We start from the raw sequence: 16,418 nt of genomic DNA on the forward strand, positions 1-16,418 counted from the left end.
TCCAAAAGGTCCTGGCATTTTACCGTTTCCTCTTGCTCTAAATATCCCGGGGGGTCCGGGGGGCTGGCCCCCCGGCCCGTCCCTTAACCGTTCATCGCTGCCCAGACGCGCGACGGGCTCAGCGGCATGTCGATATGAGTGACATCCTTGCCAGCCGACTGCAACGCGTCGACCACGGCGTTCACGACCGCCGGGGGTGACCCGATTGCACCCGCCTCACCACAGCCTTTCACGCCCAACGGGTTGTGCGTACATGGCGTGACACAGGAATGATCCACCGAATAGAACGGTACATCATCGGCGCGCGGCATCGCGTAATCCATGTAGGACGCACTCAGCAACTGACCGTTCTCGTCATAGACCGCACCTTCCAGCAACGCCTGCCCGATACCCTGCGCAATGCCACCATGGACCTGCCCGGATACGATCATCGGATTGACGATGTTGCCAAAGTCATCCGCCGCGGCAAAGCTTTCGATGGTCACCTTTCCAGTGTCGGGGTCGACTTCGACTTCGCAGCAATAGGCGCCCGAAGGATAGGTGAAGTTCGCCGGATCATAGAACGCGGTTTCCTCCAAGCCCGGCTCGATGTCTTCAAGCGGATAGTTGTGCGGAACATACGCCGCAAGGCAGACATCGCCCCACGCCACCGACTTGTCGGTACCGGCCACGCTGAACGCGCCGTCCTTCAACTCGATATCGGCTTCCGAGGCTTCCATCAGGTGCGCCGCGATCTTGCGGGCCTTGTTGATGATCTTCTCGGTTGCGCGCACCATTGCCGATCCACCAACAGCCAGCGACCGCGAGCCATAGGTGCCCATGCCCATCGGAGTATTGGCTGTATCGCCATGAACGATCTCGACCATGCTTTCATCGATGCCGATCATTTCCGCGATCACCTGCGGGAACGAGGTTTCATGCCCCTGGCCGTGGCTGTGCGATCCGGTCATGACGACAAGCCCGCCGGTGGCGTTCACACGCACCGTGGCACTTTCATACAGACCGGCGCGCGCGCCCAACTGACCCACCAGGTTCGACGGCGCGATACCGCAGGCCTCGATATAGCAGTTCACACCCAGACCACGCAGCTTGCCGTTCTTTTCGCTTTCCGCACGTCGCGCAGCAAAGCCGGACAGGTCGGCAATCTCGGACAGCTTGTCCATGGTCGCGTTGTAATCACCGGTATCGTATTCCACGGCCACAGGCGTGGCATAGGGGAACTCGGTGATAAAGTTCTGGCGACGCAGCGCAATCGGATCAACACCCAATTCCCGCGCGGCTTTATCCACGACGCGTTCCAGCTGATACGTCGCTTCAGGGCGACCAGCACCGCGATAGGCGTCAACGGGAACGGTGTTGGTAAAGACCGCTTTCACGTTCACATAGATCAGCGGCGTCTTATAGTTGCCCGCCATCAGCGTGCCGTGCAGCCATGTCGGAACCGAAGGTGCAAACGTGGACAGATATGCGCCCATGTTGGCGTAGGTTTCGGTACGCAGAGCCGTAAAGTTATTGTCTGCGTCCAAAGCCAGTTCGATCTTGGTGACGTGATCGCGCCCATGTGCGTCCGAGATGAACGCCTCAGACCGCGATGACGTCCACTTGACCGGGCGATTGATCGCCTTGGCCGCGAAGGTACAGAACGCTTCTTCAGCATAGTGGAAAATCTTGGTGCCAAAACCGCCGCCCACGTCCGGGGCTACAACGCGCAGCTTGTGCTCTGGAATCCCCAGAACGAACGCGCCCATCAGCAGCCGGATCACATGCGGGTTCTGGCTGGTGGTATACAGCGTCGACTCACCGTTGTGACGGGCATAGTCGCCAACGGCCACACGCGGCTCCATCGGGTTCGCAACCAAACGGTTGTTCACCAGTTCCAGAGTGGTGACATGCGCGGCGTTGCTGAACGCCTCATCGACCGCACCTTTGTTTTCTTCAACAAAGCCCCAGTCATAACACAGGTTGCTGGTCAGATCGTCGTGGACCTTGGTGGCCCCTTCCTGAACAGCGGCCTTCATATCGATAACAGCCGGCAGCTCTTCCATATCGACTTCGATCGCTTCTGCCGCGTCCCGCGCCTGCTCGGGCGTATTTGCGACAACAGCAGCAATCGGGTCCCCAACATGGCGAACTTTGCCCTGGGCCAGAACCGGGTGTGCTGGCTCCTGCATGGGCTGACCGTGCTTGTCAGTCACTTGCCATCCGCAAGGGATGCTGCCAACGCCTTCGAAATCTGCACCGGTAAAGATGCGCACAACGCCGGGCATTGCAGCGGCAGCAGTTGAGTCGATCCCATTGATCTTTCCGTGCGCAACATCCGAGCGCAGGAAATGCACATAGGCCTGACCATTCAGGTTGATATCGTCGGTATAGTTGCCGACGCCGGTCAAAAACCGAACGTCTTCGCGCCGCTTCGGGCTGGCGCCAATGCCGTGGTCCTTGGGCATTTTGGTATTCCTCCCTTGGGTGGTGCGTGAAATCACGCACCCTTTATCTGGGTACTAAACAATGAGGCACACTGGGTGCCTGACGGTTCATCACTCGGCTGCGATTGCGCTGACGTCCTGTCCGGACGCGGCCATGATCGCTTTGACGATGTTGTGGTACCCGGTACAGCGGCAGATATTGCCTTCCAGATAAGCCCGGATTTCGGCTTCGCTGGGTGACGGGTTGTCTTTCAGCAAAGCAACCGCGCTCATCACCATGCCCGGTGTGCAAAACCCACACTGCAATCCGTGATGATCCTGAAACGCCTGCTGAACGGCATTCAGCGTACCATCCGCTGCGGCCTGACTTTCGATGGTCGCCACGTCGGCCCCATCAGCTTCGGCCGCCAGAATGGTGCACGATTTCACCGCATTCCCATCCACATGAACGACGCAAGCGCCGCACTGGCTGGTGTCACAACCAACATGTGTTCCTGTGAGTCCAAGATGTTCCCGCAGGAAAGTGGACAACAAGGTCCGGCCCTCGACGTCACCGCTGGCGGCCTGGCCGTTCACGGTCATTGAGACCTGTGTCATTAGCTCCTCCCGATTTATGCTTGCTTGACTTGACGAAAGTTAAACACGGGGGTCTGAACTTGAGAACCCAAAAAAACAAAGGCGATGGGCTACTTAGGTCGAAGATTCTCGCAAACCTCTGAGATTCATGGTGGGCGGAGTGCAAACGCTACGACCAAAGTAGGGCACACCGGGTTTTGACCCACGCCAAGGATTCGCAGGAAATGGCCGAGCTTCGAGACACGATTGCCCGGTGTTTCAGAATTTGGGGGGTGTTCCAGCGGCTCGGCGGGGCCGTCCGGCCCGTGGTTGCGGGCGGGTCGGGATTTCTTTTAGCAATCCGCCAACACCCATTCCGGATATGTCGTCGTCGGTGACGACGATTCCACAGGCAACGCGGGACAGGACCCAATCGGCCCCATTCAAAGCGGGTGAACGCGCGCACCCGGGAAGGCCGATCACCGGTCGATTTTCGATCTGCCCGAGGAACAAAAGATTACCCGGGTCCACCGGCATTCCGAACCGTGCCACCGACCCACCCGCCAGCCGGACCGACAAAGGCGCAACGTCGTCGGGGTCCATGGTGGCCGAGCCGGTCAAGATCATCGCGATCTCTCCACCGACGGCTTTGACCGCTTTCGCCAGGTCCTGCGGGTGGTGCGCAACGGTGCGGACGTCCGTCAGCTCCATGCCAAGCGCCTCGATCCGGCCGCGAATCGACCGGATGCCCTTGCTGTCATCCGGCCCACCGGGGATTTCCGTCACAACCAACCCTGCCGTTGCGAAGACTGGCTTTGCAAGGCGCACTGAATCAGGCGCAGCGGATTCGGCGGCAACCACATCCGCTTCGGGCACCGCAAAGCTTATCACCTTGATCGTGGCCACCATGCCGCCAAGGCCCATCTGCTGGTACGGCGGGACCGTCGCGATGGTAATCATCGGGTGGATACGGTTGAATCGCTCCAACGCCGCAACATCCAGCGTCACAACACCCGGCCCGTCAGCGACCAGATTGACCCGCCCCGTAAAGGGGTCAGTTACGCGCAGCCCGACAGCGGACGGGTCCGGCACCAGGGACGCAGCCAACCGACGTGCTGCTTCGTTTTCATGAACATCATTCGCATCCAGTCGCGCAGCAATGACTTGATCAACCCCCGCAGCAACAAGAGCTGCGACATGGTCAGACCCCAACGCGATGCCCTTGCGTAACCGCAGATCGCCCACGCTCAGCGAATGCGCCAGAATGCTGCCCTGCGCCGCATCAACCGGGACAGGTCCGAATTTCAAGGCGTAACCCCACGCAGGACTGCTGTCATCTGGGCCAATATCGCCACCGCGATTTCAGCAGGCCCCGCTGCACCGATGTTCAGGCCAATGGGGCCATGAATGCGCGCGATCTGCTTTTCGGTGAACTCGGCGGCCTCCATCCGGGCCTCGCGTTTCGCGTGGGTCCGGGTCGATCCCAGCGCACCAATGTAAAAGCAATCGGCTCGCAACGCGGCTTCCAGTGCCGGGTCGTCCAGTTTGGGATCGTGGGTCAGCAGCACCAGTGCAGTCCGGGCATCAAGCCCGAGTTTCTCGACCGCTTCATCCGGCCAGTCATGCAGGATGGTTTCGCCCGGAAACCGCGCGTCCGAGGCAAACGCCTCGCGCGGGTCGATGATGGCCGGGTCGTATCCGGCGATCTTTGCCATCGGAACCAACGCCTGCGCGATGTGCACCGCCCCGACGATGATCAGCCGCAAGGGTGGATTGTGAATTGCGACAAAGGTATCGCCATCCTCTTCGAACCCCGACTGGTCCCTGCGCATCCGGTCGGGATATGCGTCATGCAGCAGATGGCGCGTGCCGTCCCACAACCGGATTTCATAAGCCAGCGGAATGCGCTTGGCCCGGGCGTCGACCAGTTCGGCCAAAAGATCTTCGGGCATCGCTGTCCCGATCGGTTCCACCAAAATTCGGATCGTTCCACCACAGGCCAGACCCACGGCAAAAGCGTCGTCATCGCTGACGCCAAACTCAAGTATCCTGTGCTCTCCGGCCTCCAGGGCCTCAAGCGCTTCGACGATGACCGCGCCTTCGACGCAGCCGCCGGACACAGATCCTTCGATGCGCCCGTCACCGCCGATCACCAGTTGCGCCCCAACCCGACGGGGCGCGCTGCCCCAGGTTTCGACAACGGTTGCCAGGGCTGCGCCCAGCCCGTCGCGGTGCCAGGACAATGCGGTTTCGGGGATGTTGTCGAAACTGTCTTTCATGTCTTCTCCGTAATTCGGGTCAGGAAACAATTGTTCCGTGACGAACGAACGTCAACATATGCAATTTGAGGATCGCTCAGCAGGGTCTCTGCATAGGGCACCAGTTCAACCTGTGGCACGATCTTTCCGGTACCATACACGATCCGGTTTTCACTGTTGTATCCTTTAAGCAGATAATCAGGTGATGTTGTCAGGATCTCCGGTGCCCCCTGCCCCGCCCAGGCCGCACAATCGGCGCACAAAAAAATCGGGCCAGTTTCCGCATAGGGCTGAAGTTCGGGAAATGGGCGCGCGGCCAGAACCAGCATTGCCGCGCCTTCGGGAATATGGGCAAGGCAATACCGGCACGGAGTCGCGCCACCGCTTGATACGGCCTGTTCGGCTGGCTGACCGTTGGCATCCGGGCCACCAGTGCGAACCGACGTCACAAAATCTGTGTCGAAAGGGTAATACTTAAGGGTCATATCGGGCTCCTGTTCTGTATGTGAAACACGAAACCTGATACCCCCGTCATTCGAAACACATCGACCCGGATCCTGCGCATTGACGCGCGGCTCTGGTTGGTCCCGCCGACTGTTATTAAAGGGGCAGACACGGACGCCTCTCTCCCAGCGGGAGTATGACGCGCGTCAGGGGACACGTCTGCCCCCCGGAAAGTCGTATGGCGACCCGACAGGAACACGAAAAGGTCGGGCCGCCGACACAGGCACAGGGATGGCCCGCGACAGGAGGTGGGTTGCCTCCTATTCTTATTCTGCGGGCTGAGCCGCCGCAGGCTGTGACACCAGCCGTTCGGGCAAGGCAAAGGACACGGCGATGAACACCAGCCCCAGAACAATGCCAAGCACGTCGCCCGGAACAGCCATCAACCCGTCGTATTTCGCCCCGGGAACCGAACCCAAGGTCACTTTACCACCAGCTATGGCGTCAAGCATGCCGCTGGCCTTCCACGACGGATAGGTCACCATGTAAGCAGCCGCGCCAAGCAGACCGCCAGCAATAAAGAACAGTGCGTCCTTGCGCCCCGAGGCGGCAGCAACCACACCGGTGCCCGGACAATACCCTGCCAGGGCCCAGCCAGCGCCCAGCATCAGACCGCCAATAAAGACGCCGATATAGGCCGATTTCACAGACATGTGGCCAACATCAACAAGGCCCAGCATCTGACCACCGAACATCAACACAGACCCAAATCCGATCGCCAGCAGGATCGACTTGGCAAGGTTCAGATTGGTCAGGTTCAGCATCTTTCCGATGTAAGTCGGGTTCGAAGCACCGACCCGGTCAAGCACGGCCCCAAAGGCCACGCCGATTATGATCGCGAGAATGATAGAGGTCATGGCTTACGCCTCCTTCTTGAACAGCATCAATGAGACGGGAATGGCGGCGGCAAAGGCTCCGGCGGCAAAGATATAACCTGAAAGCGACGTCTGCATCATGCCCGACATCATATGCCCCGAGGTACACCCGCCCGCCAGCCGCGCACCGTACAACACGACGAATCCGCCCAGAAAGGCTACGGCATATCGCTTGACCGGACTGTCGCCAAAGTTGGCGCGCCACAAGGCCGGCATGGTGCGTTCGGCTCGATCCAGCCCGCCCCGGGCCACGACCGACAGGAACCCGCCAACAGCCATCGCCAAGACAAAGACAAAGCTGTAATTCAACGGGTTTGAGATGCTTTTGGCGTATTTGCCATTGGATTTCGCCAGATAGGCGTTGGTTGATGTGTACCCATCTTCGGTCTTTGTCACCAGATCCGGGTTAACGACATCGGCGACGATCCCATCCAGGATTACAAATTGCGTCGAAACGCCGATCGGCTTGACCAACAGCACGGCGGCGAAGAACACCAGCCCCAGCAACAGGCCGCCAGTTTTCCAGTTCAACGGCATGAGATTCCCTTTCGCAGGTTACATTCTGTTATTGGAATACATAACACATTCCTCTTCCGGAATGATTTAGATCAAAGAAGCATCCCCAAGACCGTTCATTCTGGACGTTCGTCTGTCTGTTACCTAACGTCAGAGAAGCGAACAGGGTCAGCGGCCCTACCTTTGCAACACAAGAAACAATCGATTCCCGAGAAGGAGATCAAATGAAAATCCGGACGATCCTTGGCGCAGCGCTGGTTGGCGCCATGTCTGCCACAACAGCTTTTGCAGATACGTTTTCCAACTACGGCAATGTCGAAGGCTGGAATGTCTTTATCGACCACGAAAAGAAATCCTGCCTGATCGAAAAGAAAGACGATTTTGACAACGTCGTTCAGATGGGTCTGACCACGGATCGCTCGATCGCCTATATCGGTGTGTTCACCAAGGCGAAAACCGGAATCAAGCGGGGCGAGAAAGAAGCCGTCGCCATTTTGCTGGGCGAACACATCTATGTCGGCGAAGCAACTGGTATGCGCGGCAATATCACCAAGGACTATTCCGGTGGATATGTGCTGACGAACGACCCGCAAGTTGTCGAAGACGTCGCGCAACAATATACGATGACCGTTTTCCCCGAAAAGGATTATGCGTTCACCGTCGATCTTGCCGGCACCAAGAAGGCCATCGAGATGGCCCAGGAATGCAACAAAAAACAGATGTAAGCCTGCCGGGCTAACATCCTGTTAACTGACCTCGGGCAGTGGCGTCGCTGCTGCCCGATTTGCCGTCAGACCAGCTCAGGCTTCAGGGGTGCCAAAACTGGTCAGATCAACAGATCATTCCGAAGACGCGCTTCTTGGGGGTCGGCAGGGTGAGGTTGAGATGGTACCGCCTTCCCGGTTTGAACGGGAGACCTCTGGATCCACAATCCAGCGCTCTAACCAACTGAGCTAAGGCGGCACTGGCGCTTCGTTTAGCTTTTGGGCATTCCGATTGCAAGGGCCAATAGACATAGAAATGCGCTCATGCATCAGCGGATCAAAGCGCGATTTCCCAGTGCTGTTCAATCACGTCGACGCCAAAGGAATGAGCCGGTTTGCTATCGATCAGTGTCCAGCCGGTTGCAGCGTACAGCGCACAGGCGGCACGATGGCTTTCGTGGGTCCAAAGCACCATCTTGGTGTACCCGGCCTCGCGCGCGAATCCCTTGCAGGTTTCCAAAAGCCGCTTGCCCAACCCCTTGCCCCGCGCCTCAGGCACCAGAAGAAACAAGCGCAGCTTGGCTGTCGTTTCATCTAAGGACACGCAAAAGATACTACCCAGACGTTGCCCGTTCTCGACCGCAATCCAGCCATGTTCGCGGTCCGGATCGTGGTCTGCAGTAAAATCATCCAGAATCTGCGCAACCAGATCCCCGAAACTGTCATCGAACCCTTCGTCCCGTGCGTACAAAGCCTTGTGCTGGGCCACCAGCCAAGGCGCATCTGTTGCTTCGAATCGTCTTAGAGTCACATCGCTCATGCCTCCATATGACACCCCCTGCCGCTTGCTTTTCAAGCCACTGTCGCATAGCAGGGGCGCTCAGCCATGGAGGTCGATATGACTATCAATACGGAACGCGATGTCGAAGCCAACCTGCAGATCGGTCCGACCGACAAAGGCATGGTGCGCCTGTTCATCGAGGCTGGTGGCGTCGAAGTCCCGATGGACTTTGACCCGGACGAAGCCGAGGAGATCGCGGAAGAGATCAGGGCCGCTGCCCAGGGTGCCCGGGCGATGCGTCGCTAAGCACGGCAGCCATTTCCGTTGGGTTATCCCAAGAAAAACTTTGCACGGCACGCACGGCTTTGCCACTCTTACGCCAATACGGCGGAGATCAGGATCTTTATCCCGACAAACCCGCCGTGCTGGCAAACAAGGGCGGATTCATGGTCTTTTCGATTCCCAAACACACGACGTCCCTTCTGGCGGCTGTTCTTGCATCAGTCTTCTACCTGCCGGCCGCGCAGGCAGACGGCGATCACACCCCGATCGGCGATGCGGTCAAAGACCTGCCGATCTTTGATGCGCACATCCATTACAAAGAACCGGCTTGGAAGCCCTATCCGGTGGAAAGCATCATCGAACTGATGGACAGAAACGGTGTCGCCATGGGGCTGGTATCGTCGACCCCCGATGAAGGCACCATAATGCTGTGGGAGTACGCGCCCAATCGCATCGTGCCCGAACTCAGACCCTATCACGGCAATGCAGGGTCATCGAACTGGGCAAAATCGCCAAAAATGGACGCATATCTTGAAAATCGGCTGAATGCCTATCCGCATGAAGGCATTGGCGAATTTCATATCCACAGGTTGGATTACAACGACGAACCTTTGTTCCGCGAAGTGATCAAGATGGCCAAAGATCGGGACATCTTCTTGCATGTGCATTCCGGGACCGAGCCGATCCGCTGGCTGTATTCTCTGGACCCGGACGTCAAGATCATCTGGGCGCATGCGGGTCTGGGAACACGCGCAAGCGCGGTCTATGACCTGATGTCTGATTTTCCGAACCTTGTCGCTGACACCTCTCTGCGTGAATACGATATCCTCGGATCCGGCGGTGGGCTTGATCCGACGTGGAAAAGCATCGTCATCGATTTTCAGGACAGGCTGATGGTGGGCAGCGACACCTGGGTCAACGGTCAGTGGGACGATTACGATGCTATCATAACGTCAAACCGTCGATGGTTATCGTACCTGCCACGCGATGTGGCCGAAAAGATCGCTTACAAGAATGCAGAGCGGTTGTTTAGCCGCAACATATCCATGGATTTGATCGGTAAGCGGTAAAGCCCCCAGGCAAACTCAGGATATGGTGACGCCGACGCCAGGGTCGCGCAAGGCTTGCAACCGCCGCGCTGCGTGGGTGGCGAATTTCTGAACCATCACCTTGCGCCGCGCCGGCGCAACCTTGTCTTCCGGTGCCATGCGAATGATCTCGGCATCATAGGGGTCGGCTATGATCAGCCCGGTTTCTTCAGGAAGCAGATCGGTCGGAAACTCCAGATCGACGGCCCAGAAATAACGGTCACACCACTCAAGATAGCCCTGCCATTTCGAATCCGCCTGGAAGTCGGCGCGACTGGATTTGCATTCGATCACCCATAACTCTCCCTTCGGTCCCAGTCCCATGACGTCCACCCGCAGTCCACGGGTGGGAACAAATTCTTCAACAGATACAAATCCATGGCTGCGCAGGTGCCGGGCGACACCGCGGGCCAAAAGCTGTCCGGGTTGCAAATCTAACATCACATCCAAAACGTGAACAATTCATGAACAAAAATCAAGGCCGATCTTTCGATTGACGTGATACCTTTTGGTGCCATATATATGTAGATACCAAAAGGTATCACTTTGAGGCCAACATGACCCTGCAACCCCAAGCCGCCTTTCGCGCCCTGTCCGATCCGACGCGACGCACCATCCTGACCTTGCTGGATGATCAGCCAATGACCATTGCGCAGGTTTCGGACCGGTTCGATATGACCCGCGCCGCAGTCAAGAAACATCTGACGATCCTGAAAGAAGGCGACCTGATCCGGGTCGAACCGCGCGGACGCGAGCGGATCAATTCACTGAACCCCGAAGGCATGCGTCCGGTGCGGGATTGGCTCAGTCATTTCGATCGGTTCTGGGATGACAAGCTCGACGCACTGAAACGCACAATCGAAACTGGAGAAGCTGACAATGACTGACACGACCATCCGAAAAACCGTCTTCCTCGCCGCAAGCAAGGCTCAGGTGTGGGCGTTTCTGACCCGCGCCGACAAACTTGGCAGCTGGTTCCATCCCGCTGACGAAGACCTGGCCGAGGGGCAGCCCTATACCCTGCGCAACGGGATCGACGGAGACCGCATGTGCTGGGGCACCGTCGAAGACATGCGTGCACCCGATTACATGAAATGGAGCTTTACCGTCGGTCCTATGGACGGCCATATGACAACCGTCGAGTGGCAACTGGACGACGCGCCGGGCGGCACCCGCCTCAGCCTGACCCACTCTGGTCTGCCTGCGACCGCCGAGGCCTATGGGCTTGTCCTTGCGCTTGATCACGGCTGGCACGGGTTTGTGTTTAACCTGTATGACCAGACACGCGCCGAGGCTGCCGGCGACTATTGCGCCACGATTGCCGTACCGGCCTCACCTGACGCCGCGCGGACCGCGATTCTGGCTGAAATGGACAAATGGTGGAGCGACCGGGTCGATCTGCGCGACGGCGGTGCAAAAATCACCTTCAACCAGAGCCATGTGGATTTCGACTTTGCCGAAGGTGACACGCCGTATGCCCTGAACTGGACCTGCCGCGACGCCAATATGATCATCGAAGATGTGCCGGACAGCACCGAATGGACTGGCACAAGGCTGTTGTGGCGCATCGCACCGCTAGGGTCCGGCAGTCGTGTCACACTGGTCCATGAGGGGTTGAACCCATCGCTTGAGTGTCTCGATGTCTGCACAAGGGGCTGGCAACTGTACTTCGAAGACAGCCTTCGAGCACATCTTTCGGGTGGAACCGCGTCGCCCCAAACGCACTAACCCTTGCAGGACCCGCTCATGCGCCCTATCTGGGGTGTTGGCGGGTTCTGCCCTTCTTGTGACAGGTAGCATTCCGGTGGCCTTAAGCATATCCGAGGGAGCTGGCTCTGTTCGGATCCTGGTCCGTTTACCTGGCGCCCACCTGTTAATACAGGTCCTCGGGAATCAAACCGCACGGTTGACTGGTGGTCCCGCCGCATACCCAACAACAACAAAGCCCCGGCACTTGTCCGGGGCTTTGTTGTATGTATCACACGTTTGGATTAGCGGCGCCGACCAGTCACATCCGGGCGTGCGTTGGCTTCGGCTTTGACCCGAACCGGGCGAAAATGGTCGACCACAGGCGTTCCGCGACGCGGCCCGCTGTCGTTTTCTTCGGCCATCGACATCACAGCCCAGGCAAATTGGACGCCTGCAAACACGATACCATGGGCAAACCACATGATACCCACGGCAAGAATGCCTGCATCCGAATGGGTTACCAAATGCCACAGGTTCATCACATTGAACCACAACAGCATCGCCACGAAGGCCGCAGCAATCGCGAAGCCGATAAGGACGTTCTTTATGTAAAGCTTGATGAGTTCTGGCATAACATATCTCCTACTTTGAATAGATAAGCGTGGGAGTGCCAAAGTCCAGCGCGGAATCGTACGAAACGCCCTGCGAAACGAACAATTCTCGCTCAACCCCCATACAAAAATTGTCGCAGGCGCATACCGGTGCTAGGGTCTGCCAAACGGAGGCGCGACATGGACCGACTGGGAAGGTTTTTCCTTAAACGCCCGTATCTTCTGGGTATTATGGTATTCGTCGCGATTGCGATGCTTCCGCTGGCATTATTCATGGATCTGCGCGACATCTCGGACCGCAACCTGCGACATCATGCAACTGACTTCTCGCGCGTTATGACCAGTGTGCGCAGTTACTATGCAAAGAACGTCGTTGGTCGGCTGATTGCCAATGGCGGCCAAGCACAGGCCTTGCACAACTATGCCGAGGTACCCGGCGCGATTCCCATCCCTGCCACGCTGTCCCTTGAACTGGGCGAAGCGATTGGAAAGGCTGAAGGTGAGTTGGAATATAGTTTCGTATCGGACTATCCGTTTGCCCACCGTCCTCCTCACAAGCTGGACGACTTTGAAATTGAAGCGTTGAACAGGTTCCGGGAGGGCGAAGACGCCGATTTCCTGATGCACACGTCTGGCAGCCTGTTTGACCGAAAGCTGACCCTTGCAATGCCTGTCGTCATGTCGGGCAACTGCGTGGGATGTCACAACTCCCACGCCGAAAGCACCAAAACCGACTGGCAGGTCGGCGATGTCCGCGGTCTGCAAACCGTGACCGTTCACCAACCCATCGTTCTGAACCTCGGCGCGTTTCGCTGGTTGCTGCTGTATCTGGCCGCAGCCGGGAGCTTTGGGTTGTTCTTTGCGCTTCTACAATTCCGGCTGGCGCGCAGTTTTGGCAAGATGAATGACGAACTGACAGCCAACAATGCCTTCCTGGCGGATGTGTCCCTCAAGATTTCGAAATACCTGTCACCGCAGGTCTATCGCTCGATCTTTTCGGGTGAAAAAGACGTGTCGATCTCGACCGAACGCAAAAAACTGACGGTATTTTTCTCGGATATCAAGGATTTCACATCGACCAGCGAAATCCTGCAACCCGAAGAACTGACCGGGCTTCTGAACGAATACTTCACCGAAATGAGCCGCATCGCCGAAAAACACGGCGCGACGATCGACAAGTTCATTGGTGACGCCATCGTGGCCTTTTTCGGCGATCCCGAAACAAAGGGCACCTCGGAAGATGCGCGGGCCTGTGTCCGAATGGCGTTGGAAATGCAGGCCCGACTGGCGGAACTTGAACTGGCATGGCGTGCCCGTGGGCTTGAACATCCCTTCCGCGCCCGGATGGGCATCAACACCGGCTATTGCAACGTCGGCAATTTTGGATCCGAAGATCGAATGGACTATACCATTATCGGCGCCGAAGCGAACCTGGCCGCCCGATTGGAAGGCATTGCCGAACCTGGTGGGATCGTGCTGAGCTATGAAACTTACGCTCACGTCCGCGACATGGTTGATGCCTCAGTGATGGATCCGGTTCGTTTCAAAGGGATCGCGCGCGACGTGGTGCCGTATCAGGTGGACGTTGCACGCCCCTCGTTCCAGGAAGAAAAAGTCACGTTGGATCTGACGTTGCTGGACGAAGCGACCCGCCAAAAGGTGCGCGATGCCTTGTCGGCGACGCTGCCCGGAAAACAAACTCAGGAAACCTGAGCCGGGTCAGAACGCCTCTGGTTTTGCCTCGTGGGCCATGTGATCAAGCACTGCATTGACAAACTTCGGCTCGCGCCCGTCAGGAAAGAACGCACGGGCAATGTCGACGAATTCTGAAATCACCACTTTGGGCGGTGTGTCGGATTGCGTCAGTTCAGCCCCCGCCGCGCGGAACAGGCCGCGCAATGTCGGGTCGATACGCGCAATTGGCCATTTGGCCACCAGCGCCCGGTCGGTCATCTGGTCAATCGGAGCCTGAAAATTCACCGCCGCATCAACCAGCTTGCGAAACAGCCCGACGTCGCCGTCGATCATTTCGTCACCCTCATAGGTCGCGCCAAAACGGTGCTCCAGAAACTCGGCCACGACAGCCTTGCTGGTCTGGTCCGACTGCTCCATCTGATACAAGGCCTGCACAGCGTAAAGCCGGGCGGCAGATTTCATTTTGCGTTTCTGGTTGCCCGAAACGGGCGCGTCCGAAGATGTCATGCGATGGTGGATCCGTCGTTGTCGCCAGCCAGCTGGATGGTTTCTGAAAGGGGTTTAAAGCCCACCCCTTTGGTCTGGCGGCCCCACTTACGGCTGAGCGCGATCAGATGCAAGGCCGCAGCCGCAGCACCAGCGCCTTTGTTCATCTCATCCGGGTTTGCCCGTGCCAGCGCCTGATCACGGTTTTCTACCGTCAGAATACCATTGCCGATGCACAGCCCTTGCAGGCCCAGCATCTGGATCGCCCGGCTAGAGTCATTGCATACGGTTTCATAATGCGTGGTCTCGCCCCGGATGACACACCCCAGCGCAACATACCCGTCGAAATTAGACAACCGTTCGGCGATCCCGATGGCAGTAGGAACCTCCAGCGCCCCGGGCACTTCGATCAGATCGAACGTGCCACCGGTGGCCTCGATCTCGGCCTGGGCACCGGCGATCATCATGTCTGCTATGTCGCGGTAAAACGGCGCCACAACGATCAGCAGCTTCACAGGCTGCGAAAAGACAGCGCGCGGCAGAGTGTATTCGGTGCTGGCCATACTCAGGTCTCCGAAAGAATTGGCTTGGTGCCGGTGATCGACAAGTCAAACGCATCCAGCCCGACATAGCGTGTCTGCGGATTATCCGTCAGCAGAACCAGTTCACGCAGGCCCAGCTTGGACAGGATCTGCGCGCCCAGCCCGGTCTGCTTGATCGTCCGCACACCTTCGTCGTCCGAAGCATAGAGCGCATTGTGCGGCTCACGGAACAGACACACGACGCCGCGCCCCTCGCTGGCAATCAGTTCCATCGCGCGGGGCAGTTCGCGCGCAGATTTCGGGCCAAGCCCCAAAACGTCAGACGCTTCATGCAAGGCATGCGTGCGGCACAAAACCGGCGCGGATCCCGAAATGTCGCCCTTGATCATAGCCACATGTTCAATGCCGTGGATCTGATCGGTGAACAGCCGCAGCTCCCACTCGCCTCCGAATTCAGAATGCACGGTCCGGCGTGAGGTTTCGACAACCAGATTGTCGTTGCGCGACCGATAGGCAATCAGATCGGAAATTGTCCCGATCTTCATGTCGTGCGTGCGTGCAAAGTCGATCAATTCGGGCAGGCGCGCCATGGTGCCATCTTCGCTCATGATCTCGCAGATCACAGCCGACGGGTTCAGCCCGGCCAACCGCGAGATATCAACCGACGCTTCGGTATGCCCGGCGCGGACCAGAACCCCACCCCGTTTCGCGCGCAGCGGGAAAATGTGACCCGGCGTGGCCAGCTGAGCCATGGTATTCTGTTCGTTGATTGCGGTCTTGACGGTCAGCGCCCGATCAGAGACCGAAATCCCGGTGCTCACGCCTTCCCGCGCTTCGATCGAAACGGTGAAGGGCGTTTCATGGCGCGACGAATTGTTCATCGCCATCATCGGCAACCCAAGACGGTCCACCCGATCAGCGGTCATCGGCAGGCAGATCAGACCCCGACCGTGGGTCGCCATGAAGTTGATCGCGGCAGCATCGGCAAATTCAGCCGGAATGATCAGATCACCTTCGTTCTCGCGATCCTCATGATCGACAAGAATGTACATCCGCCCCTGACGCGCGTCTTCTATGATCTCGTTGATCGGGCTGATCGCATCGCGCAAGTCGGTCTCGACCGGACCCGGGGTTTCAAAGCTCATTAGGTCGCCTTTCCTGAGAGCATGGTTGTTGCGCAGATAGACTAGGGATCGTGCGAATACCAGACCCGGCAGCCTGAACGTGACGTTCGAAACAAGCTCCACGCCCACCCGAAATGATCCCCGACCTCAGCCCACAACCCATCCGGTGACCACCTTCTGCCCTCATCCTCTTGCCACAAATATCCCGGGGGTGAATTGCTCCGCAGGAGCAAGAGGGGGCTGGCCCCCTACCCGTTCGCAATCAGACTCATCCAACTCACA

19 protein-coding genes and 1 tRNA gene are annotated in these 16,418 nt (G+C 58.0%); 6 read left to right on the plus strand and 14 right to left on the minus strand.

The annotated features are described in order from the left end of the window. Positions 1 to 83 precede the first annotated feature (83 nt). From FOY56_RS01520 to FOY56_RS01550, 7 genes are all read right to left on the minus strand, one after another. Positions 84 to 2,447 carry a xanthine dehydrogenase family protein molybdopterin-binding subunit gene (locus FOY56_RS01520; protein ID WP_146344025.1) on the minus strand — a complete coding sequence of 788 codons (2,364 nt, stop codon included), beginning with the start codon at positions 2,445 to 2,447 and terminating at the stop codon, positions 84 to 86. A 90-nt stretch (positions 2,448 to 2,537) separates the two neighbouring features. Continuing rightward, on the minus strand, positions 2,538 to 3,023 hold the full coding sequence (locus FOY56_RS01525; protein WP_146344026.1) for a (2Fe-2S)-binding protein: 486 nt from the start codon (positions 3,021 to 3,023) through the stop codon (positions 2,538 to 2,540). Positions 3,024 to 3,260: 237 nt separating this feature from the next. After that, positions 3,261 to 4,289: a molybdopterin-binding protein gene (locus FOY56_RS01530; RefSeq protein WP_146344027.1), complete on the minus strand. Its 1,029-nt coding sequence runs from the start codon at positions 4,287 to 4,289 to the stop codon at positions 3,261 to 3,263. Beyond that, a complete protein-coding gene (locus tag FOY56_RS01535) occupies positions 4,286 to 5,260 on the minus strand; it encodes an XdhC family protein (protein WP_146344028.1) in 975 nt (324 codons plus the stop codon). The genes FOY56_RS01530 and FOY56_RS01535 overlap by 4 nt, the downstream gene beginning before the upstream one ends. Beyond that, positions 5,257 to 5,724 (minus strand): DUF1203 domain-containing protein, encoded by a 468-nt coding sequence (locus FOY56_RS01540; protein ID WP_146344029.1) that lies wholly within the window; start codon positions 5,722 to 5,724, stop codon positions 5,257 to 5,259. The genes FOY56_RS01535 and FOY56_RS01540 overlap by 4 nt, the downstream gene beginning before the upstream one ends. Before the next feature lie 285 nt (positions 5,725 to 6,009). Beyond that, a complete protein-coding gene (locus FOY56_RS01545) occupies positions 6,010 to 6,600 on the minus strand; it encodes a DUF6691 family protein (protein WP_146344030.1) in 591 nt (196 codons plus the stop codon). 3 nt (positions 6,601 to 6,603) lie between these two features. Beyond that, entirely contained in the window at positions 6,604 to 7,155 is a 552-nt protein-coding gene (locus FOY56_RS01550; protein ID WP_146344031.1) for a YeeE/YedE thiosulfate transporter family protein, read from the minus strand. 203 nt (positions 7,156 to 7,358) lie between these two features. On the opposite strand from FOY56_RS01550, the gene FOY56_RS01555 reads away from it, so the two are divergent. Continuing rightward, positions 7,359 to 7,859, plus strand: coding sequence for a hypothetical protein (locus tag FOY56_RS01555; RefSeq protein WP_146344032.1), 501 nt, complete (start codon positions 7,359 to 7,361; stop codon positions 7,857 to 7,859). 161 nt (positions 7,860 to 8,020) lie between these two features. On the opposite strand, the gene FOY56_RS01560 is transcribed toward FOY56_RS01555, so the two are convergent. Continuing rightward, positions 8,021 to 8,097 (minus strand) — tRNA-His (locus FOY56_RS01560). Between the two features lie 78 nt (positions 8,098 to 8,175). Then, complete coding sequence (locus FOY56_RS01565; protein WP_146344033.1) at positions 8,176 to 8,658, minus strand: GNAT family N-acetyltransferase; 483 nt, start codon at positions 8,656 to 8,658, stop codon at positions 8,176 to 8,178. A 78-nt stretch (positions 8,659 to 8,736) separates the two neighbouring features. Between FOY56_RS01565 and FOY56_RS01570 the strand changes: the two genes are divergently transcribed. Together FOY56_RS01570 and FOY56_RS01575 are read left to right on the plus strand one after the other, a co-directional pair. Continuing rightward, positions 8,737 to 8,925 (plus strand): DUF6324 family protein, encoded by a 189-nt coding sequence (locus FOY56_RS01570; protein WP_146344034.1) that lies wholly within the window; start codon positions 8,737 to 8,739, stop codon positions 8,923 to 8,925. 140 nt (positions 8,926 to 9,065) lie between these two features. Beyond that, complete coding sequence (locus FOY56_RS01575; RefSeq protein ID WP_146344565.1) at positions 9,066 to 9,971, plus strand: amidohydrolase family protein; 906 nt, start codon at positions 9,066 to 9,068, stop codon at positions 9,969 to 9,971. Positions 9,972 to 9,986: 15 nt separating this feature from the next. Here FOY56_RS01575 and FOY56_RS01580 read toward each other — a convergent pair whose 3' ends face one another. Beyond that, positions 9,987 to 10,430: an MmcB family DNA repair protein gene (locus FOY56_RS01580; RefSeq protein WP_146344035.1), complete on the minus strand. Its 444-nt coding sequence runs from the start codon at positions 10,428 to 10,430 to the stop codon at positions 9,987 to 9,989. Between the two features lie 116 nt (positions 10,431 to 10,546). Between FOY56_RS01580 and FOY56_RS01585 the strand changes: the two genes are divergently transcribed. Both FOY56_RS01585 and FOY56_RS01590 read left to right on the plus strand, forming a co-directional pair. Then, entirely contained in the window at positions 10,547 to 10,876 is a 330-nt protein-coding gene (locus FOY56_RS01585; protein ID WP_146344036.1) for an ArsR/SmtB family transcription factor, read from the plus strand. Beyond that, complete coding sequence (locus tag FOY56_RS01590) at positions 10,869 to 11,717, plus strand: SRPBCC family protein (protein ID WP_146344037.1); 849 nt, start codon at positions 10,869 to 10,871, stop codon at positions 11,715 to 11,717. Before FOY56_RS01585 ends, FOY56_RS01590 begins: the two co-directional genes overlap by 8 nt. A gap of 263 nt (positions 11,718 to 11,980) precedes the next feature. Here the strand turns inward: FOY56_RS01590 and FOY56_RS01595 are convergent, their stop codons facing one another. Next, positions 11,981 to 12,310, minus strand: coding sequence for a hypothetical protein (locus FOY56_RS01595; RefSeq protein WP_146344038.1), 330 nt, complete (start codon positions 12,308 to 12,310; stop codon positions 11,981 to 11,983). Positions 12,311 to 12,469: 159 nt separating this feature from the next. On the opposite strand from FOY56_RS01595, the gene FOY56_RS01600 reads away from it, so the two are divergent. Then, a complete protein-coding gene (locus FOY56_RS01600; protein ID WP_146344039.1) occupies positions 12,470 to 14,002 on the plus strand; it encodes an adenylate/guanylate cyclase domain-containing protein in 1,533 nt (510 codons plus the stop codon). 6 nt (positions 14,003 to 14,008) lie between these two features. Here the strand turns inward: FOY56_RS01600 and nusB are convergent, their stop codons facing one another. The 3 genes from nusB to ribB are packed head-to-tail and all read right to left on the minus strand — an operon-like array spanning position 14,009 to position 16,157. Further along, the gene (gene nusB / locus FOY56_RS01605) at positions 14,009 to 14,491 is read right to left on the minus strand and encodes a transcription antitermination factor NusB (RefSeq protein ID WP_146344040.1); all 483 of its coding nucleotides are present in this window, start codon (positions 14,489 to 14,491) and stop codon (positions 14,009 to 14,011) included. After that, entirely contained in the window at positions 14,488 to 15,033 is a 546-nt protein-coding gene (locus tag FOY56_RS01610) for a 6,7-dimethyl-8-ribityllumazine synthase (RefSeq protein WP_146344041.1), read from the minus strand. Before FOY56_RS01610 ends, nusB begins: the two co-directional genes overlap by 4 nt. Positions 15,034 to 15,035: 2 nt before the next feature. After that, on the minus strand, positions 15,036 to 16,157 hold the full coding sequence (ribB, locus tag FOY56_RS01615; protein ID WP_146344042.1) for a 3,4-dihydroxy-2-butanone-4-phosphate synthase: 1,122 nt from the start codon (positions 16,155 to 16,157) through the stop codon (positions 15,036 to 15,038). Positions 16,158 to 16,418: the final 261 nt, after the last annotated feature.

The organism is Falsiphaeobacter marinintestinus, assembly GCF_007923355.1.
Taxonomy (GTDB): domain Bacteria; phylum Pseudomonadota; class Alphaproteobacteria; order Rhodobacterales; family Rhodobacteraceae; genus Phaeobacter_A; species Phaeobacter_A marinintestinus.